Annotated in this window: 19 protein-coding genes and 1 riboswitch; of the genes, 16 read left to right on the top strand and 3 right to left on the bottom strand. The window is 66.4% G+C overall.

Going from position 1 to position 19,461, the window contains the following annotated elements:
- The first annotated feature begins 259 nt into the window (after positions 1-259).
- Together ACGYLI_RS17335 and ACGYLI_RS17330 are read left to right on the top strand one after the other, a co-directional pair.
- Positions 260-1,495, top strand: a complete 1,236-nt coding sequence (locus ACGYLI_RS17335; protein WP_394420087.1) for a putative DNA modification/repair radical SAM protein — start codon at positions 260-262, stop codon at positions 1,493-1,495.
- Positions 1,495-2,925, top strand: coding sequence for a UdgX family uracil-DNA binding protein (locus ACGYLI_RS17330; RefSeq protein WP_394420086.1), 1,431 nt, complete (start codon positions 1,495-1,497; stop codon positions 2,923-2,925). The genes ACGYLI_RS17335 and ACGYLI_RS17330 overlap by 1 nt, the downstream gene beginning before the upstream one ends.
- Here the strand turns inward: ACGYLI_RS17330 and ACGYLI_RS17325 are convergent.
- On the bottom strand, positions 2,922-3,560 hold the full coding sequence (locus tag ACGYLI_RS17325; RefSeq protein ID WP_394420085.1) for an SOS response-associated peptidase: 639 nt from the start codon (positions 3,558-3,560) through the stop codon (positions 2,922-2,924). The two genes, ACGYLI_RS17330 and ACGYLI_RS17325, sit on opposite strands and share 4 nt — an antisense overlap.
- A 142-nt stretch (positions 3,561-3,702) precedes the next feature.
- Between ACGYLI_RS17325 and ACGYLI_RS17320 the strand changes: the two genes are divergently transcribed.
- The 13 genes from ACGYLI_RS17320 (at position 3,703) to ACGYLI_RS17260 (ending at position 16,901) form a co-directional block, all read left to right on the top strand.
- Positions 3,703-4,437: an ImuA family protein gene (locus ACGYLI_RS17320; RefSeq protein WP_394420084.1), complete on the top strand. Its 735-nt coding sequence runs from the start codon at positions 3,703-3,705 to the stop codon at positions 4,435-4,437.
- Positions 4,385-5,872, top strand: a complete 1,488-nt coding sequence (locus ACGYLI_RS17315; protein ID WP_394420096.1) for a Y-family DNA polymerase — start codon at positions 4,385-4,387, stop codon at positions 5,870-5,872. Before ACGYLI_RS17320 ends, ACGYLI_RS17315 begins: the two co-directional genes overlap by 53 nt.
- On the top strand, positions 5,872-9,201 hold the full coding sequence (locus ACGYLI_RS17310; RefSeq protein WP_394420083.1) for an error-prone DNA polymerase: 3,330 nt from the start codon (positions 5,872-5,874) through the stop codon (positions 9,199-9,201). The genes ACGYLI_RS17315 and ACGYLI_RS17310 overlap by 1 nt, the downstream gene beginning before the upstream one ends.
- A 111-nt stretch (positions 9,202-9,312) precedes the next feature.
- Positions 9,313-9,409: riboswitch (TPP riboswitch) on the top strand.
- A 66-nt stretch (positions 9,410-9,475) separates the two neighbouring features.
- On the top strand, positions 9,476-10,279 hold the full coding sequence (gene thiD, locus ACGYLI_RS17305; protein WP_394420082.1) for a bifunctional hydroxymethylpyrimidine kinase/phosphomethylpyrimidine kinase: 804 nt from the start codon (positions 9,476-9,478) through the stop codon (positions 10,277-10,279).
- Entirely contained in the window at positions 10,272-11,252 is a 981-nt protein-coding gene (locus tag ACGYLI_RS17300; protein ID WP_394420081.1) for an FAD-dependent oxidoreductase, read from the top strand. The genes thiD and ACGYLI_RS17300 overlap by 8 nt, the downstream gene beginning before the upstream one ends.
- Entirely contained in the window at positions 11,242-11,439 is a 198-nt protein-coding gene (gene thiS, locus ACGYLI_RS17295) for a sulfur carrier protein ThiS (protein ID WP_067260908.1), read from the top strand. The genes ACGYLI_RS17300 and thiS overlap by 11 nt, the downstream gene beginning before the upstream one ends.
- A 3-nt stretch (positions 11,440-11,442) precedes the next feature.
- Positions 11,443-12,204 carry a thiazole synthase gene (locus tag ACGYLI_RS17290; protein WP_394408597.1) on the top strand — a complete coding sequence of 254 codons (762 nt, stop codon included), beginning with the start codon at positions 11,443-11,445 and terminating at the stop codon, positions 12,202-12,204.
- Positions 12,201-12,797, top strand: a complete 597-nt coding sequence (locus ACGYLI_RS17285; protein ID WP_394420080.1) for a thiamine phosphate synthase — start codon at positions 12,201-12,203, stop codon at positions 12,795-12,797. The genes ACGYLI_RS17290 and ACGYLI_RS17285 overlap by 4 nt, the downstream gene beginning before the upstream one ends.
- The gene (locus ACGYLI_RS17280) at positions 12,794-13,756 is read left to right on the top strand and encodes a ThiF family adenylyltransferase (RefSeq protein ID WP_394420079.1); all 963 of its coding nucleotides are present in this window, start codon (positions 12,794-12,796) and stop codon (positions 13,754-13,756) included. Before ACGYLI_RS17285 ends, ACGYLI_RS17280 begins: the two co-directional genes overlap by 4 nt.
- A gap of 37 nt (positions 13,757-13,793) precedes the next feature.
- Positions 13,794-14,741 carry an ABC transporter substrate-binding protein gene (locus ACGYLI_RS17275; RefSeq protein ID WP_394420078.1) on the top strand — a complete coding sequence of 316 codons (948 nt, stop codon included), beginning with the start codon at positions 13,794-13,796 and terminating at the stop codon, positions 14,739-14,741.
- On the top strand, positions 14,738-15,421 hold the full coding sequence (locus ACGYLI_RS17270; protein WP_394420077.1) for a TenA family protein: 684 nt from the start codon (positions 14,738-14,740) through the stop codon (positions 15,419-15,421). The genes ACGYLI_RS17275 and ACGYLI_RS17270 overlap by 4 nt, the downstream gene beginning before the upstream one ends.
- Positions 15,418-16,155, top strand: a complete 738-nt coding sequence (locus ACGYLI_RS17265; RefSeq protein WP_394420076.1) for an ABC transporter ATP-binding protein — start codon at positions 15,418-15,420, stop codon at positions 16,153-16,155. The genes ACGYLI_RS17270 and ACGYLI_RS17265 overlap by 4 nt, the downstream gene beginning before the upstream one ends.
- Positions 16,155-16,901, top strand: a complete 747-nt coding sequence (locus ACGYLI_RS17260; RefSeq protein WP_394420075.1) for an ABC transporter permease — start codon at positions 16,155-16,157, stop codon at positions 16,899-16,901. Before ACGYLI_RS17265 ends, ACGYLI_RS17260 begins: the two co-directional genes overlap by 1 nt.
- A 259-nt stretch (positions 16,902-17,160) precedes the next feature.
- On the opposite strand, the gene ACGYLI_RS17255 is transcribed toward ACGYLI_RS17260, so the two are convergent.
- Together ACGYLI_RS17255 and ACGYLI_RS17250 are read right to left on the bottom strand one after the other, a co-directional pair.
- Positions 17,161-17,508, bottom strand: a complete 348-nt coding sequence (locus tag ACGYLI_RS17255) for a GNAT family N-acetyltransferase (protein WP_209218687.1) — start codon at positions 17,506-17,508, stop codon at positions 17,161-17,163.
- 329 nt (positions 17,509-17,837) lie between these two features.
- The gene (locus tag ACGYLI_RS17250) at positions 17,838-17,999 is read right to left on the bottom strand and encodes a hypothetical protein (RefSeq protein ID WP_394420074.1); all 162 of its coding nucleotides are present in this window, start codon (positions 17,997-17,999) and stop codon (positions 17,838-17,840) included.
- A gap of 62 nt (positions 18,000-18,061) precedes the next feature.
- Between ACGYLI_RS17250 and hemN the strand changes: the two genes are divergently transcribed.
- Complete coding sequence (hemN, locus tag ACGYLI_RS17245) at positions 18,062-19,417, top strand: oxygen-independent coproporphyrinogen III oxidase (RefSeq protein ID WP_394420073.1); 1,356 nt, start codon at positions 18,062-18,064, stop codon at positions 19,415-19,417.
- The last annotated feature ends 44 nt before the right edge of the window (positions 19,418-19,461 follow it).

The following is a 19,461-nucleotide window of genomic DNA, read 5'->3' as shown; positions in this document are numbered from 1 at the left end:
TTACAACCGTATTACGCAGGGTAATGCAAGCAGGCGGAGGGCTGCGTGCGGCTGCGGTGAGGGGAAATGTTGAACCGAGGCAATAGCTTGTAGGGCGACGCTCGGGCGCGTCGCCCTACGGATTAGCGGCCCGCAGCCAAAAGCGCAGTAACACCGATCCCGCGAAATCACCCCACCCCCTCAACAGCCCCCCGCGCAAATTGTCGCGGCATTAAGATAGATTAATGACGCCGGCCCGTTGAGAACATATATAGAACGCATGACCAAACAGACCCTCGATCAGAAACTGGCGATTCTCAGCGACGCGGCGAAATACGACGCCTCCTGCGCCTCCTCGGGCTCGACCAAGCGCGACTCGCGCGATGGCAAGGGGCTGGGCTCGAACGAAGGCAGCGGCATCTGCCACGCCTACGCTCCGGACGGGCGCTGCATCAGCTTGCTCAAGATCCTGATGACCAATTTCTGCATCTATGATTGCAGCTATTGCATCAACCGGGTGTCCTCCAACGTGGAGCGCGCCCGCTTTAGCGTGGACGAAGTGGTCAAGCTCACGATCGAGTTCTACCGCCGCAATTACATCGAAGGGCTGTTTCTCTCCTCGGGCGTGATCCGCTCGCCCGATGCCACGATGTCCGACATGGTGCAGATCGCCCGCAAGCTGCGCCACGAGGAGAATTTTCGCGGCTACATCCACCTCAAGACGATCCCCGACGCCTCCCCTGAGTTGATCGAGGAAGCCGGCCGTCTGGCGGACCGACTGTCAATCAACGTGGAACTGCCCACCGACACGGCGGTGCAGCAATATGCGCCCGAGAAAAAGCCCGAGCAGATCCGCCGCGCCATGGCGAATGTGCGGATGACCAAGGAGGCGAGCAAGGATAAATCCTTCTCCGGCAAGCGCCCGCCGCGCTTCGCGCCCGCGGGCCAGTCGACGCAGATGATCATCGGCGCGGATGGCTCCAACGACGCCACCGTGCTGGGGCAATCGACGCGGCTCTATTCCAGCTACAAGCTGAAGCGGGTCTATTACTCCGCCTTCTCGCCCATTCCCGACAGTTCGTCGAAACTGCCGCTGATCCGCCCGCCGCTGCAACGCGAGCACCGGCTTTATCAGGCCGACTGGCTGCTGCGGTTTTACGACTTTCAACTGGATGAGATCACCTCCGTCACCCGCGACGGCAACCTCGATCTGGAGGTCGACCCCAAGCTCGCCTGGGCGCTGGTGCACCGCGAACACTTCCCGCTCGACGTCAACCGCGCCAGCCGCGAGATGCTGCTGCGGGTGCCGGGCTTCGGGGTGAAGACCGTGAACCGCATCCTCGCCGCGCGGCGTCACCGTAGCTTGCGCTATGAAGACCTGACCCGCATGGGCGCCTCGATGAAAAAGGCCCGCGCCTTTGTCACCGCCGGTGGCTGGACCCCTGGCGGCCTCACCGACAGCGCCGATCTGCGCGCGCGTTTTGCGCCGCCGCCCGAGCAATTGACCCTGTTCTGATGCACCGCGTCTCCCTGCCCCCCATCGGCACCGCCAAGGCATGGCGCGAGGCGGCGCGCGGTTTTCTGGCCGCGGGCGTTCCGCCCGAGCAGATCCTCTGGGGCGATCATGCCGCCGCCCCCGACCTGTTTGGCGAGGAAGCCGCACCGGCCGTCTCGGGCCGCGTCGCGGTGCCGCGCAGCTTCGTGTCGATGGCAGAGACGGCGGTCTGGCACAGCGACCCGGAACGTTTCGCGCGGCTTTATGCCTTCCTCTGGCGCGTGAAGGACGCGCCGCATCTGATGTCCGACCGGGGCGATGCCGACCTCGCTATCTTGCGCGGGATGGAGAAGAACGTCCGTCGCTGCCAGCACAAGATGAAGGCCTTCGTCCGCTTCCGCGAGATTGGCGACCCAAACGCCCCGCGCCGCAGCTTCGCCGCCTGGTTCGAGCCCACGCATCACACGGTGGAGCCGACGGCGGATTTCTTCGTGCGGCGGTTTTCCGACATGGACTGGCGCATTCTCACGCCCGGTGTCTCGGCCATCTTCGAGGGTGGCAAGCTCAGCTTTCAAGAGGGCCACGCCAAGCCCGACCTGCCCGAGGACGCGGGCGAGCAGCTTTGGATCACCTACTTCCAGAACATCTTCAACCCCGCCCGCCTGATGGTGAAGGCGATGCAGTCGGAGATGCCCAAGAAATACTGGAAGAACATGCCCGAGGCCGCCTTCATCCCCCAGATGATCGCCGAGGCGCCCGCCCGTGCTCGCGCCATGGCCGAAGCGGCGCCGACCCTGCCCCCGGTTCGGATGGAGCGTGTGCAGGCGCAGCTTTCCGCCTTCTCATCCGCTTGGGACGGCCCGATGGAGGAACTCCCCGCCGCGATCCGCGCCTGCACCCGCTGCCCCTTGCATTGCCACGCGACGCAGGCCGTTCCGGGCGAAGGGCCGACGCGTGCCGATCTGATGGTGGTCGGCGAACAGCCCGGCGATCAGGAGGATTTGGCGGGCCGCCCCTTCGTCGGCCCCGCCGGGCAGTTGTTCGACCGCATCGCCGGTGAAGCGGGCCTCGACCGCGAGGCGGCCTTCGTCACCAATGCCGTCAAACATTTCAAATTCACCTCCCGCGGCAAGCGCCGCATCCACCAGCGCCCCGAGACGCCGGAGATCGACCAATGCCGTTGGTGGATGAACGCCGAGGTGGCGCAGGTGCAGCCCAAGCTCATTCTCGCCATGGGCGCCACGGCGGCGCAGAGCCTGACCGGCAAGGGCGCGGGCATCCTGAAACGCCGCGGCACGATCGAGGCGGGGCCGGAGGGCATTCCGGTGCTGATCACCCTGCACCCCTCCTACCTTTTGCGCGTGCCCGATCCCCGCGTGCGCGAGGAGGCCGAGGCGCAGTTCCGCTCGGATCTGGCGATGGCAGCACGGATGATGGCGGAGGCGGCCTAGTCCTCGGGGTCGATGACCTGCAAGGCACCATCCGGCAGCGGACGTTGCAACGTCGCAAGGTCGGCGGTCTCGGCGCTGAGCCACGTCTGCACCTCGTCGGGCGTGGTCAGGATTACCGGCATCGCCTTGGGGTGCACGGCACCGACCTCGGCATTGGGCTCGGTCGTCAGGAAGCCATAGAGGTTGTCGGTGGTCTCCCCGTCCTTCAGTTTTCGCACGGAGGTCCACTGCGTCCAGACCCCGGCGAAGAAGACCAGCGGGCGGTCCTCGCCAAGCGCGAACCAGATCGGGCGCGAACGCTCTCCGGGGCGGTTCAGCGGCTCGGAAAAGGCGGTGAAGGGCACCACGCAGCGATGCGCAGGCCCCAGCCATCGCCGCCAATGTGGTGAGGCAATGTTGCGGATGTTCGTGACGCCGCGGTCGGTCTTCTTGCCCTTGAGCGCAAAGGCCGGGGACGGCATGCCCCACCGCATCATCTCCAGCACCGGGCCGGTGTCGCCGTGGCGCACCACCGGGGCGGGATAATCGGGGTAGATGCCGGGCATTGAGGCGAGGTTGCCCGCGCGATCCTCGATCCCGTCGAACCAGCCGCGGATCGCGTCCTGCCCCTTGGTGAGGGAGTAAAGATTGCACATTTTCGCCTCCTGTCGCGCCCTGCGTCCAGTAGATGCGTTTTTTCCGCGCCCCGGCAAGGGCTTCGCGGGGGGTTCAAAATTTTGACAGGGCCGCAGTTCATCGTTTATGAATAGAACAAAATGTGAACATATGGAGTCGTGCATGACAACCGATTCTACATATGGGCAGGTCCTTACCCTGCCGCGGCGACGGCCGTCGACACCGCCCGAACCGGGGGTTCTGGCCACGCATGCGCCGCTGACGGATGTCTTTCCGCAGGCCTTCGCCAGTGCTTCGGCCAGTGGCTTCGTCCTGTCGCTGCTGCCACGCGGCAAGGGGCCGGTGCTTTGGGTGCAGGACTTCCTGTCGCGGCGCGAGAACGGCGCGCCCTACACCCCGAGCCTCGCGGCCTTCGGGCTGGAGCAGCCGGTGCTGCTGGTCAATGCCAGCCATCCGCGCGACGTGCTTTGGGCGATGGAGGAAGGCGCCGCCTGTGCAGGTCTCTCGGCCGTGGTGGGCGAGGTGCATGGCGGGCCGGAGGTGCTGGATTTCACCGCCACCAAGCGGCTGTCGCTCCGGGCCGAGGCCTCGGGGGTGCCGCTCTACCTCATCCGCAGCGGCGACCCCGGGGGCCTGAGCGCGGCGCGGATGCGCTGGCGCATCGCCTCCCTGCCCGCGCAGGCGCATCCCGACGATCCGCAGGCCCCGGGCGCGGCCCGTTGGGATCTGGAACTGTTTCGCGCGCGCGGCCATGCGCCGGGCCGCTGGGTGGCCGACCATGAGGCCGACAAACGCCACAGCCCCCGCGCCGCGGATCGTCTCCGTCTGGTTCCCCGATCTGACGATGGAGCGCTGGCGCCGGGTGATCAGCCAATACCGCAGCGTTCCGGGGGATGAGGTGCCGGTGGTCCTGTCGCGTGACGGGACGCACGGGCCGGTGGTCCATGGGCTGAGCGCCGCCGCCCGCGCCCGGGGTATCGAGACGGGCGCGCGGGTGGTCGACGTACAGGCGATCCACCCTGATCTGCATGTCGAGCCTGCCGATCTGGAGGGCGATATCGCCCTGATCAAGCGGCTGGTGCATTGGGCGCGCCGCTGGTGCCCCTGGACGGCGCGGGACGTCGATCACGGCCTGCTGCTCGATGTGACCGGCTGCACGCATCTCTTCGGCGGCGAGGCGGCGATGCTGCGCGACATCCGCAGCCGCTTTGCCCTGCAGGGCCTGACCGCGCGGGTGGCCATGGCCCCCACCCCCGGTGCCGCGCAGGCGCTGGCGCGTTTCGGCTCCGGCGCGCATATCTGCACCGCCGAAGATGTGAGCGCCGCCCTCGCCCCCCTGCCCGTCGCCGCCCTGCGGCTCGACGCCCAGACCACGCGGCTGCTGGACCGGCTTGGCCTCAAGACCATCGGCGCGCTGAGCGATCTGCCCCGCGCCGCACTGATGTGCCGCTTTGCCAGCCTGAAGCCCGAGCGCAACCCGCTGATCCTGCTCGACAAAGCGCTCGGCAAGGCCGCCGATCCGCTGAACGCCCCGCCCGACCATCGCCATTTCATGGCCCGCAGCCGCCTGCCCGAACCGGTGCTCGACCCCGCCCCGCATCTGCCCGCGCTGGTCGAGGACCTCTGCACGCAACTGGCCCGGGCGGAACTGGGCGCGCGACGGCTGCGGCTGACCGTCTACCGCATCGACGGCGACTGGCGCGGCCTCGACACCGCCACCGCCCGCGCCAGCCGGGACGCTGCCCATCTGCGTCGGCTTTTCGACGGCAAGCTCGAGAACATCGACAGCGGCTTTGGCTTTGACCTCATGACGCTAGAGGCGCTGGCGAGCGAGCCGCTGCCGTTGATGCAGGACCACCTCGACGGCAAGCGCGACCCTTCGGCGGACGTGGCCGGGCTCTTGGACCGTCTGGTGGCCAAGCTGGGGCCCGAAAAGGTGAGTTGGCCGCAGTGGCGCGAGACCCACAAGCCCGAGGCGGTCGAAGAACGCGCCCCGGCCCTGCAGGCCAGCCCCACAGCCGCCCCCGCGTTGCTGCGCGAACGCCCGCTGCGCCTGCTCACCCCGCCCGAGGAGGTGCGCGTGATCTACGCCGTGCCCGAAGGCCCGCCCTCGCAGTTCAACTGGCGCCGCGTCACCTACAAGACCACCCGCCACGCGGGGCCTGAGCGGATCGCCCCCGAATGGTGGCGCGACCGCCCCGGCACCCGGCTGCGCGATTACTATAAAGTGGAGGTCGCGGGCGGCCAGCGCTTCTGGCTCTACCGCGAGGGCGTGATCCACGACGGTCGCGGGGCCGAGCCGCGCTGGTTCCTGCACGGGATGTTTGCCTGATGCCGCAGCAGGAGGGACATAAGCGCCGCACCTTGGGCGAGGACGGTTTCGCCGCCCCCGCCCGCGCAGAATATGTGGAGTTCGGGCTGGCCAGTTGCTTTTCCTTCCTGCGCGCCGCCTCGGACGCCGTCGATCTGGTCGAGACGGCGCATCACCACGGCTACGACAGCCTCGGCATAGCGGATCACAACACGCTGGCGGGCGTGGTGCGGCTGCATGTAGAGGCGGAAAAGGCGCATATCCGCCCCCTGATCGGCGCGCGTCTGGTGCTGCTCTGCGGGACCGAGATCCTCGCCTATCCGCAGGACCGCGCCGCCTATGCGCGGCTCTCGACGCTTCTGTCGGCGGGCAAGATGCAATCGGTCGACGGCGAATGGCAGCAAAAGGGCGAGACCCATCTGACGCTGGAGATGCTGAGCCAACACGCCGAGGGGCTGCATCTGATCGTGATGCCGTCCGAGAACCTCGACCTCTTCGCCGCGGGCCTGCCGCGGCTGCTGAAGGCGCTGCCCGGGATGCGCCATATCGGCGCGAGTTTCCTCTACCGCGGCGATGATCGCGCGCGGATCAACCGGCTGGATGCGCTGGCCCGCGCCCATGGGCTGAGGCTGCTTGCCACCAACGACGTGCTCTACCATGCCCGCCACCGGCGGCCCTTGCAGGACGTGATGGTGGCGATCCGCGAGGGCGTGATCGTGCCCAAGGCGGGCTACCTGCTGGCCGCCAATGCCGAGCGGCATCTGAAATCGCCCGAGGCGATGATGCGCCTCTTCGCCGACTGGCCCCATGCCATCGCCGAGACGCGCCGCTTGGCGGACAAGATCGACTTCCGCCTCACCGATCTGGCCTATGAATACCCCCATGAGATCGTCCCCGAGGGCGGCAGCCCGATGGAGGAACTGGCGCGCCTCACATGGGAAGGCGCGGCCCGGCGCTACCCTGAGGGCGTGCCCGAGACGGTGAAAAAGACCATCGAGAAGGAATTCGCCCTGATCGAAACCAAGGAAATTGCCCGCTATTTTTTGACCATCTACGACATCGTCCGCTTCGCCCGCGAGGAGGCCGAGCCGCCGATCCTCTGCCAAGGGCGCGGCTCGGCGGCCAATTCCGCCGTCTGTTTCTGCCTCGGCATCACCTCGGTCGACCCGGCGGTGCATGACCTGCTCTTCGAGCGGTTCCTCAGCGAGGAACGCGACGAGCCGCCCGATATCGACGTCGATTTCGAACATGAGCGGCGCGAGGAAGTGATCCAGTACATGTACGGCAAATACGGCCGCCACCGCGCCGGGCTCTGCGCCACGGTGATCCACTACCGCCCGCGCTCGGCCATCCGCGAGGTCGGCAAGGCGATGGGGCTTTCCGAAGACGTGACCTCGAAACTCGCTGGCACCGTCTGGGGCAGTTTCGAGGGCGAGATGGACGATGCCCGCGCCCGCGAGGCGGGGCTGGACCTTAGCGACCCCTACCTGCGCATGGTGCTGAAACTCGCCTCCCAGATGATCGGCATGCCGCGGCACCTGAGCCAGCACGTCGGCGGTTTCATCCTGACCGAGCGCCCCCTGACCGAGATCGTGCCCATCGGCAATGGCGCCATGCCCGAGCGCAGTTTCATCGAATGGGACAAGGACGACATCGACGCGCTGCAGATCTTCAAGGTCGATATCCTCGCCCTCGGCATGCTCACCTGTATCGCCAAATGTTTTGATCTGATCGAGGCGCATTACGACCGCCCGCTGGAACTGGCCACGGTGCCGGTGGAGGATCACGAGGACGACGCCACGGGGCGGCCCACCTACGACATGCTCTGCCGGGGCGACAGCCTTGGCGTCTTTCAGGTCGAAAGCCGGGCGCAGATGGCGATGCTGCCGAAACTGCGGCCCCGCGTCTTCTACGATCTGGTGATCGAGGTTGCCATCGTCCGCCCCGGCCCCATTCAGGGCGACATGGTCCACCCCTACCTGCGCCGCCGTCAGGGGTTGGAGAGTGTCGTCTACCCCGCCCCCGGCCCGGCCTATCCGCAGGACGAGCTTTTCAGCATCCTCAGCCGAACCTTGGGCGTGCCGATCTTTCAGGAACAGGCGATGAAAATCTCCATCGACGCGGCGCGGTTCTCTCCGGCTGAGGCCAATGAGCTGCGCAAGGCCATGGCCACCTTCCGCTCGCGCGGGACGATCGAGAAGCTGCAGGACAAGATGGTGGGCCGGATGACCAAACGCGGCTACGATCCGGTTTTCGCGCAGCGCTGCTTCGACCAGATCAAGGGCTTTGGCGAATACGGTTTCCCCGAAAGCCATGCGGCGAGTTTTGCCAAGCTGGTCTATGTTTCCTCTTGGATGAAATGCCACTACCCGGCGGCCTTTGCCTGCGCGCTCTTGAACTCCCAGCCGATGGGGTTTTACGCCCCCGCCCAAATCGTGCGCGACGCGCGCGAGCATCAGGTCGAGGTGCGCGACGTGGACGTGAACCTCTCGGACTGGAACTGCACGCTGGAGCCCTGCGGCGACGGTTTCGCCCTGCGGCTGGGGCTCCGCATGGTGGACGGGTTGCAGGAAAAGGCCGGCGCGCGGATCATGGACCGGCGCGACACGCCTTACGCGGATGTCGAAGATCTCAAGACCCGCGCAGGCCTCGATGCCAAGGCGATCCGCCAGCTTGCCGCCGCCGACACGATGCGCAGCATGGGGATCGACCGGCGCCAAGCGCTCTGGCAGGCCCAAGGGCTGCGCGACGCGCCCGCCTTGCCGATCTTCGATCATGCCGAGACCTCGGCCCGCGGCCCGGAGCCGGAGGTGCATCTGCCGGTGATGCCGAAGGCGGAGCAGGTGGTGGCCGACTACCAGACGCTGCGCCTGTCGCTGAAGGCGCATCCGATGTCCTTCTACCGCGGGAGCCTCGCCGCGCAGGGGTTCTCCTCGGCCCGGGACCTTTCGCGCATGGGCCACGGGCGGCGGGTAAAGCTGGCGGGGCTGGTGCTGGTGCGCCAGAAACCCGGCAGCGCCAAGGGGGTCTGTTTCATCACGCTGGAGGATGAGTTTGGCGTCGCCAACCTCGTGATCTGGCCGAATATGTTCAAGCTCTACCGCCCCACGATCATGTCGTCGCGGCTTCTGGTCGTGGAGGGGCGTGTGCAGACCGACGGGCGGGTGATCCATGTGGTGGCCGAGCGGCTTGAGAACCGCTCTGACCGGCTGGCAGCACTATCGGAGGCACCGATGCCTGGCATCACGACGCGGGGCGATCACCCGACCCATCCGCTGCCCGGTCAGGTGGCCATGCACGGCCACCCGCGCGATGCCAAAGTGATCCCCAGATCGCGGGATTTTCATTAACGAATCCTCATGTGATGCATAAGGTGCGCACCGCAACCAACTGATACAAAACGAAACGCAATAAATAACCGATCCCCTGTTGACCCTGTAAACGCCCCTCGCTAGCCTGCCGGAAATCCGTTGGGGTGCCGCAAGGCTGAGAGGTGAAAACCGACCCATCGAACCTGATCCGGGTCGTACCGGCGTAGGGAACGGAAGCAAGCATCAGCCCATCCGGGCGGTCGTTTACCCCGTATCTCCATGCCCTCGGCCCATCTAACGAATGGGGGGCCGAATGGCGTTTCAAGCACTGACGATTGCGGGCTCCGACAGCGGCGGTGGGGCGGGGATTCAGGCCGATCTCAAGACCTTTAGCGCGCTTGGCGTCTATGGGGCCAGCGTGCTCACCGCCGTAACCGCCCAGAACACCCGCGCCGTCACCGCGGTCGCCATGATCGCGCCTGCGATGATCCGCGCGCAGATGGCGGCGGTCTTTGACGATCTGGCCATCGGCGCGGTCAAGATTGGCATGTTGGGCGACCCGGCGACGATCTCCGCCGTGGCCGAGGGGTTGGCAGACTGCCCCGCGCCCGTTGTGCTCGACCCGGTGATGGTGGCGAAATCCGGCGATGCGCTCCTCTCTGCCGAAGCGGTCAAAACCCTGCGCGACCGGATGCTGCCCCGCGCCCATGTGCTGACGCCGAACCTGCCCGAGGCCGCACGGCTGCTGGACACAGAAGAAGCCACCGACGAGGCCACGATGCTCGCGCAGGGCCGCGCGCTGCTGTCGCTCGGTCCGCGCGCGGTGCTGATGAAGGGCGGCCATGGCAAGGGCGAGACCTGTGTCGATCTGCTGATTTCCGAGGTCGACACCCTGCGCCTTTCCGCGCCCCGCCAGCAGACGGCGAACACCCATGGCACCGGCTGCACGCTCTCTGCCGCCATTGCCGCCGGTCTGGCGCGGGGCTTGCCTCTGCCGCAGGCGATGGAGGCCGCCCATAGCTATCTGCAACGCGCCATTGCCGCGGCGGACGCCCTCAACATCGGCCATGGCCACGGGCCGGTCCATCATTTTCACGGCGTTTGGCCCCATGAGTGATGTCACCATCATCGGCGCGGGCGTGGCAGGGCTCTGGGCCGCGCGGGCCTGTCTGGCGCAGGGGCTGCGGCCAAGGCTCGTTGACCGCAAAGGCCCGCCCGGCCCGCACGGCTGTTCGTGGTGGGCGGGCGGCATGCTCGCCCCCTTTTGCGAAGGGGCGCTAAGCGAGCCTGCGGTGGTAACCCATGGGCGGCGTGCCGCGGCGCTATGGGGGGAGATCACGGAAGTCACCCATCGGGGCACGCTGGTCCTCGCCCCCGAGCGGGACCGCGCGGAATTGCAGCGTTTCGCCGCCCGCACCGAAAGCCACAGCGACTGCGACGCCGAAGCCATCGCGGCCTGTGAGCCGGACCTCGCCGGGCGCCATCGCCGCGGGTTGTTCTTTGCCGAGGAAGCGCATCTGAACCCGCGCAAAGCGCTGCAAGACCTGACCCATGCGCTGGCCGCCGAGGGCGTGACGGTTGAGACCACGGCCCTCACCCCTTCGGAGGGCACAGGCCCGGTGATCGACTGCCGCGGCATGGTGGCCAGCGACGCTCTGCCCGGTCTGCGTGCGGTCCGCGGTGAGATGATCCTGCTCCGCGCCCCTGATGTCACCCTCACCCGCCCGATCCGCCTGCTGCACCCGCGCCACCCGCTTTACGTGGTGCCGCGCGGGGACGGGGTCTACATGCTGGGCGCTACCCAGATCGAAAGCGCCAGCCGCAGCGGCATGACCGCCCGCTCGGCGCTGGAACTGCTCTCAGCCGCCTATGCGCTCGACCCGCGCTTTGCCGAGGGCGAGATCATCGAGATGGGCGCCGACCTGCGCCCGGCTTTCGCCGACAACCTGCCCGGCATCGTGCAGCGCGGGGCGGTGCTGCATCTGAACGGATTGTTCCGGCACGGCTTTCTCATGGCGCCCGCCTTGGCCGAACAGGCCGCGGGCTTTCTGGCAACAGCGACAACGGGGGATTTATTCCGTGAAGATTGAAGTGAACGGCGAGACGCGTGAGGTCACCGCCGCGCAGCTTGACGCGGCACTGGCAGAGCTGGGCTGGGGCGAGGCAAAAGTCGCCACGGCGCTCAACGGCAGCTTCGTCCCCGCAGGCGCGCGGGGCGAGACCATGCTGAGCGACGGCGACCGGCTCGAAGTGCTCAGCGCCATGCAGGGGGGCTGAACGATGCGCGATTTCTACGGCACCACCCTGCCCCTGCCGCTGATGCTGGGCACCGCGCGCTACCCCTCGCCCGCAGTGATGGAGGCCGCCTTTCGCCAAAGCGCCGCGCCGGTCGCCACGGTTTCGCTGCGCCGCGAACAAGGCGCGGGACAGGCGTTTTGGGACATGGTGCGCGGCTTGGGCGTGCACCTGCTGCCCAACACCGCCGGCTGCCATTCGGCGCGCGAGGCGATCACCACGGCGCAGATGGCGCGGGAGTATTTCGGCACCAATTGGATCAAGCTCGAGGTCATCGGCCATGCCGACACGCTGCAACCTGACCCCTTCGGGCTGGTCGAGGCTGCCGAGGCGCTCTGCGCCGATGGGTTCGAGGTTTTCCCCTATACCACCGAGGACCAAGTGCTGGCCGCGCGGCTGATCGATGCCGGCTGCCGGGTGCTGATGCCTTGGGGCGCGCCGATTGGCTCGGGGCTGGGGCTGAACAACCTGCATGGGCTGCGCAGTCTGCGGGCGGCCTTTCCCGATGTGGCCATGGTGATTGACGCGGGCCTCGGCCTGCCCAGCCATGCGGCGCAGGCGTTGGAGATGGGGTTCGACGCGGTGCTCTTGAACACCGCTGTGGCCGAGGCAGAAGACCCCGCCGCCATGGCCGAAGCCTTTGCGCTGGCCTGCCGCGCGGGCGCGCTTGCCGCCGCTTCCGGCCCCATGGGCCAGCGCGACATGGCCGTACCCTCCACCCCCGTCATCGGAAAGGCTTGGCTATGAGCTTGCCGCGTTTCTACCCCGTCTTCGATAGTGCCGCATGGGTCGCCCGGGCCGTGCCCTTGGGCGTGAATCTGGTGCAACTGCGCATCAAGGACGCGCCCGAAGAGGTGCTGCGCGCCGAGATCATCACCGCGCTCAACCTCTGCCGCCAGTACGGCGCGCTGCTGGTGGTGAATGACCATTGGCAACTGGCGATTGAACTGGGGGCCGATTGGCTGCATCTGGGGCAAGAGGATTTGGACAGTGCCGACATCCCCGCGATCCGCGCCGCCGGGCTGAAACTGGGCCTGTCGACCCATGACCATGCCGAGCTTGACCGCGCGCTGGCCCTCGCCCCCGATTACATCGCCCTCGGCCCCGTCTATCCGACCATTCTGAAAAAGATGAAATGGACCGAACAGGGCCTCGACCGTTTGACGGAATGGAAGGCGCGGATCGGGGATATCCCGCTTTGCGCCATTGGCGGCATGTCTGTCGCCCGTGCGCCGGGGGCCTTTGCCGCCGGGGCCGATACGGTGGCGGCGGTCACGGATATCACGCTGAACGCAGACCCCGAAGCCCGGATGCGTGAATGGCTTGAGGTAACGGCATGAGCCGCTACGCCCGCCAGACGGTTCTGCCGCAAGTCGGCGCCGAGGGGCAAGCGCGGCTCACGGCGGCGCATGTGCTGGTCGTCGGTGCCGGAGCGCTGGCGGTGCCTGTGCTGCAATATCTCGTCGGGGCCGGTGTCGGGCGGATCACATTGGTCGACGGCGATCAGGTGGCCTTGAGCAATCTGCACCGCCAACCGCTCTACCGGATGGACGATATCGGCAGGCCCAAGGTCCGTGCCGCCGCCGAGGTGATGGCGGCGCTGAACCCCGAGGTGACGCTTGCCCCGCGTGCCGAATGGCTCACCCCCGCCAATGCGCCCGCCCTGCTGGCGGACTGCGATATCGCGCTCGACTGCGCCGACACTTTCGCCGCCAGCCTGACCCTGTCGGACGAAGCCCGCGCGCAGGGTAAACCGCTGATTTCAGCCTCGGCCCTTGGGCTGTCGGGCTATGTCGGCGGTTTCTGCGGGGGTGCCCCTTCGCTGCGCGCTGTTTTTCCTGACCTGCCGCAGACCGCAGCGACATGTGACACGGCGGGTGTTTTGGGGCCCGTGGTGGGGATGATCGGCGCGGCACAGGCGCAGATGGCGCTCTCGGTCCTGCTGGGCCTCGCGCCCTCCCCGCTGGGGCAACTCTTGATCTGGGACGCCGCGCAATGGCGCATGTCGGGCTTTCGTTTCGACACCGCGCCCGAACCTGCGCGCGCCGCGGGTTTCATCGCCGAAAGCCAGGTCGCCCCGCGCGATATGGTCATCGACCTGCGCGCCGAAGCGCCCACGCCTTTCTCACCCCAAGCGCGCCATGTCCCGCCCGAGGCGCTGCCGGACTTGCCGTTGCCAGCCGATGCACCCCGCATCGTGCTTGCCTGCCGCACCGGCCTACGCTCGCATCACGCGGCCAACACCCTCCGCCCCCGCTGGCCGGGCGAGATCGCCCTGCTCGCCCTCCCGGGCGCCTGACCCTTTTCCCGCATAAACGATATATTGGAGACCCTTCGTGAAAAACATCCTCGCCCCCCTTGCCCTGACGCTGATCGCGGCCCCGGCCTTGGCCCAAGACAAGATGACCGTCATGCTCGACTGGTTCGTGAACCCCGATCACGGGCCGATCATTCTGGCGCAGGAAAAGGGCTATTTCACCGATGCGGGGCTGGAGGTCGAACTCGTCTCCCCCGCTGACCCGAATGAGCCGCCGCGCATGGTGGCGGCGGGCCGGGTCGATCTTGCGGTCTCTTACCAGCCGGAACTGCATCTCGCCCAGCGCGAGGGCTTGGACCTGCGCCGCGTGGGCACGCTGGTCGAAACCCCGCTCACCTGCCTCGTCGTCCGCGCCGATGGGCCGGTGCAGGAGATGACGGACCTGAAGGGCCGAAAGGTGGGTTTCGCCGTGGCCGGCGTGCAAGAGATGCTGCTGGATGCGATGCTGAGCCACAACGGCGTGGAGCCTGCCGAGGTCGAGCAAATCAACATCGGCTGGTCGATCTCGCCCGCGCTAATGTCGGGACAAGTCGACGGGGTGATCGGCGCGTTCCGCAATTTCGAGCTGAACCAGATGCAGATCGAAGGCCATGAGGGCCGTTGCTTTTACCCCGAAGCCGAAGGCGTCCCCGCTTATGATGAGCTGATCTACGTCGCCCATGCCGAAGAGATGGACCGCGACATGATCGCCCGCTTCCTGCGTGCCACCGAACGGGCCGCCGCCGATATCGTGAACGACCCGGCCGCCAGCGGAGAGGTTTTCTTTGCCTCCGACGCCGAGCTGCGTAACGAGCTGAACACCCGCGCATGGGAAGACACATGGCCCCGTTTCGCCACCCGCCCCGCCGCGGTGGACCACGGGCGCTATGACCGGTTCGAGGCCTTCATGCAGGCAAGCGGCGTGGTGGAAACCGTGATCCCCGCCGCCGATCTGGTGGTCGACGTCACAGTGCAGGCGAAACCATGACGGCGCCCGATTACGGCAAGGCCTTCGCAGCATGGCGCAGTGGCGCCGGAGAGACTTGGCGGGCCTATACCCGCCATGACTTTGTCGAACAGTTGGGCGACGGCAGTCTGCCACAGGCCAGCTATCTGCATTACCTGCGGCAGGACTATGTTTTCCTGATTCACTTCGCCCGCGCTTGGGCGCTTGCCGCGGCCAAGGCGGAAACGCTGGATGAAATGGCCGCCGCGAGTGCCACGGTCCATGCGCTCGTGCATGTGGAGATGCCCCTCCACGTGGAAACCTGCGCAGGCCATGGCATCGACCGCGCCACGCTTGAGGCCACGGCAGAGGCTCCCGGAAACCTCGCCTATACGCGCTATGTTTTGGAGGCGGGCTATTCCGGGGACTTCCTTGACCTGATGGCCGCCCTCGCCCCCTGCGTTCTGGGCTATGGTGAGATTGGGTTGGCCCTGCGGGGCAATGACGGCCCCTATGCCGATTGGTGCGCGGTTTATGGGGGTGAAGAGTATCAAGCACTGTGCCGCGATGTCGGCGCGCTGATCGACGGGGGGCTAGAGCGGCGTCTGGGCGCAAGCTGGCAAACCCTGCCCCGAGCCAAGACCTTGCAAGAGCGTTTCAACACGGCCACGGCGCTTGAGGTTGGCTTTTGGGACATGGCCCTGTCGCCCGCAGCAACATGACCGCCCCTGCGGTGCATCTATCGGGCGCGCTCCACGGCGCTGCGGGCCTCTTGATCGACCATTTCGATCTTACCCTCAAGGCCGGGCAATGGAACGTCTTGCTCGGTCCCTCGGGTGTGGGGAAAACCTCGCTGCTGCGGCTGCTTGCGGGTCTGCCCAATGTGGCCCGGCTGGAAGGCCGTATTGCTACGGATGATGACCGTCCCATCGCCCCCCGTGTTGCGATGATGGCGCAGGACGATCAACTGCTGCCTTGGGCGAATGCGGTTGAGAATGTCACCATCCCCGCCCGGCTGCGCGGAGAACGGGCGGACCCTGACCGCGCCGCCCCGCTTTTGGCCGAGGTCGGGCTTCGCGCGGAGCTGCGCCGCAAACCTGCCCAGCTTTCCGCCGGCCAGCGCCAGCGCGTCACCCTTGCCCGCACGCTTTACGAAGACCGCCCCGTGGTCTTGCTGGACGAACCGTTCTCGGCCCTCGATGTGGTGACCCGCCTTAAAATGCAGGATCTAGCGGCGCGGCTGCTTTGCGGGCGAACCGTCGTGTTGATCACCCATGACCCGGCTGAGGCCCTAAGACTCGCCAATCACGCTTGGATCGTGAGCCGCCATGGGGCCGCCCCCTGCCCCCTGCCCAAAACGCCGCCACCACGCCGGATCGACGCCCCCGAGACCCTCGCCGCCCAAGCCGATCTGCTGCGCCGCATGGGGCTGGCCTCACCCGCGCAGGTCGCCTGATGGTATCTACGTTGCATAAATTATGGCGCGGCATGGTCTGCTTCGCCCTCGCCGTCGCGATTTGGCAGCTTGTCGTCACCCTCAGCGGCGTGCCGCGTTTCATCCTGCCGGGGCCTTGGCTTGTCTTACAAGCGCTGGGCGGGAATGCCGCGCTGCTTTGGCAGAATGCGCTGTGGTCGGCGGGCAATCTTGCGCTGGGCCTAAGCTTAGGCATTTTCCTCGGCATCGAGACGGCGCTGTTGCTGACCCTGTCGCGCCGCGCGCGCTGGCTGCTGCGCCCGATGCTGGTGGTGGCTCAGGCCGTGCCTGTCTTCGCCCTCGCCCCGGTCATCACCCTTTGGCTCGGCTACGGGATGCCCTCCAAGATCGTGACCATCGCGCTGGTCACCTATTTTCCCATCGCCTCGGCCCTCTTCGACCGGCTGATGGCGCTGCCCCCGGGCCTGCGCGATCTGGCGCATCTCTCAGGGGCCAACCGCTGGCGCGAAACACTGCTGCTGCGCCTGCCCCATGCCGTGCCGGGCCTGATCTCGGGCCTGCGTCTGGCGGTGGTCTATGGCCCCCTCGCGGTGCTGATCGGCGAATGGGTCGGCTCCTCCCGCGGGCTGGGGCATCTGATGCTGATGGCCAATGGCCGCGGCCAAACCGCGCTCATGTTTGCGGCCCTGATCGTGCTCGCGGCGCTGTCGCTGCTGCTTTGGACCGCGGTCGAAGCGCTCGCCCGTTGGACGGCACGGCGGTTTTAGGTGCCTTGGAACCCCATGGTCAGCGTGATGCCCTTATGCCGCACAGCATGGTAATCCGCGCCCCAGCGTCCAAGGATATCCGGGCACTGCCAAAGCTATCGGCTATGTGAAATGGTTGATCGATGAAACCGACCCCGTGGGCCGTGGGTTCACCATCACCTAAAAGCTAAAACGTGAAAATTGGCCGCCGCAACCTAAGTGGGGGCCATTCACCTGATAGCCAGAGGCAGATTCCACATGTCCCTCTCAAATTTTCCGGTCAGTTCAACGACAGCTGCGCGACACATTCGGCTCCGCGGCAACGTATCTCTCCCCCTTCTTCGATGCAGAGCTTTTTGATCGCGATATTGCTGCGTAAGAAGTTCACATCCACCGTCTCAATATTCCGCGCGCGCGCTTCGGCCAGTCCGCGATGGAAGAGCCTCCGGCCATAGCCGCGCCCTTGATAGGCGTCTTCAACCGAAAGCCCGATCTCCGCATGGGTGCTGTCGATGCAATGCAGTTCCAGTATCGCACGCAAAGCATCATCGCATTCGACGCCGAGCGTCAGGTCGGGGTTGGAGCCCCGAACCACGCGCAGCAAGGCATCATCGTTAAGCTGGCCCATGAACCTGAGCTCGCGCGAGGCGGGGCTAAGTCTTTGGTAATGTTCGCACAGGGTTTGCTTTAGAAGCGGGAGGGGAACGGAAAGAGGTTCTGGAACGGCCGTGTGCATGATGTCTCCAATCTCAAGTCCAAAATGGGAAGCCGACCCGCCCGGAGTAGATATCGAACAGGGCAGGAGAAATGCGCTGCTTGCATAGGTTGCCGGGGCGTTTGCTATTCCAGCCTGTGGCGCGCGCTGCGAGAATAGCGCGCTGCTGCCCTCGTCATCCTGTCGTCTTTCGTGCAGTTCCGGGAAACCGCAGGCGCCGCGTGCATGAATCCCGCGACGGCCTATACCGCCCCCTCCACTTCTGCTTTCAACCGCTGCGCTGCCCCGCCGGGGGCGGCACCCAAGACGGCGATCCAGCGGTAGAAGATCGGTGTCAGAAAGAGCGTAAAAACCGTAGCAAAGCCCAAGCCGCCGACGATCACCCAACCGACGGCAATGCGCAATTTTTGCGTCCGAATTGATCCAGCGCAAAGACCGCAGAACGGCGGCCACCTAAACCGGTGCCATGGAACAGATACAGATGCTCGAGGCTCTCGGCCTCTTCGACGCGCGCGTGCCGCGCTACACCTCCTATCCCACCGCGGCGGCTTTCACCCCCGCGGTCGGCGTCGCGTTTCAGCGCTCAGCGCTCGGCACGTTGGACCCAGGCGTGCCGGTCTCGGTCTATGTCCACATCCCCTTTTGCGAGCGGCTGTGCTATTTCTGCGCCTGCCACACGCAGGGCACCAAGACGCTCAGCCCTGTCGAGCGCTATATCGAAGCTCTTGAGGCCGAGCTTGAGATTCTGCGCGCCGCGATGCCTGCAGGCATACGGATGGGGCGGATGCATTGGGGTGGCGGGACACCGACCATCCTGCCGCCCGCCCTCATTGACCGCCTGAACCGCGCCCTTCATCAGCTCTTCACCCCGACCGAGGATTTCGAGTTCTCCGTCGAGATCGACCCCACCCAGATCGATCCCACCAAAATCGCTGCCCTGCGCGCCGCGGGCCTCGCACGGGCCTCTATCGGCATTCAGGATTTCGACCCTGAGGTGCAGCAGGCCATCGGGCGCCTCCAGTCCTTCGAGGTCACGCGCCGCTGTGTCGACCAGTTGCGCGCCGAGGGGGTCACCTCGCTCAATACTGACTTGGTTTACGGCCTGCCTCATCAGACCATGGCGCGGCTGGAGGATACGATCGACAAGACCCTGTCCCTTGCCCCGGATCGCGTGGCGCTTTTCGGCTATGCGCATGTGCCATGGGTCGCGAAACGGCAGAAACTCATCCGCGAGGCGACACTGCCCGACGCGGTCGCACGCTATCACTTCGCTGAGAGGGCCGCGGCACGCTTCGCCGCTTCGGGCATGGAGGCAATCGGCATTGATCATTTCGCCACGCCGCAGGATGGGCTGACCCAAGCAAAGAACAACCGCCGCCTGCGCCGGAATTTCCAAGGCTACACCGATGACAATTGCCAAACCCTGATCGGCCTCGGCGCCTCGTCAATCTCGCGTTTTCCGGGGGGCTACGTACAGAACGCCCCCGCGACGGCGGCCTACACCGCGCGTATCGCCGACGGCGACTTGCCCGGAACGCGCGGCTACGCCTTGGACGATACGGACCGCCTGAACGCGCGGGCGATCGAATGTCTGATGTGCGACTTCACTCTTGATCTGAACGCCTTGGCAGAAACCTTCGGCCCACGGGCCTTCGATCTCGCGCCCGAGTTGAAGGCCATCGCGACCCGCTACACGCCATTCGTGCGCTTGTCCGGAACGCGCCTCGACATCCTGCCCGAAGGTCGCGCCCTGACCCGCATGATCGCATCGATGCTTGACCGAGAGGTGCCGGAGGGCATGCGCTATTCGCAAGCGTCTTAAGCTTTCACCGGCTCGCCCGAGGCGCGGGCCGTTCGGACACTGAC

The organism is Sulfitobacter sp. 1A13421 (assembly GCF_043557285.1).
Taxonomy (GTDB): Bacteria; Pseudomonadota; Alphaproteobacteria; order Rhodobacterales; family Rhodobacteraceae; genus Sulfitobacter; species Sulfitobacter faviae.
Note: the sequence above shows the minus strand (reverse complement) of the source record. Positions and strands in the feature narration are given on the sequence as shown.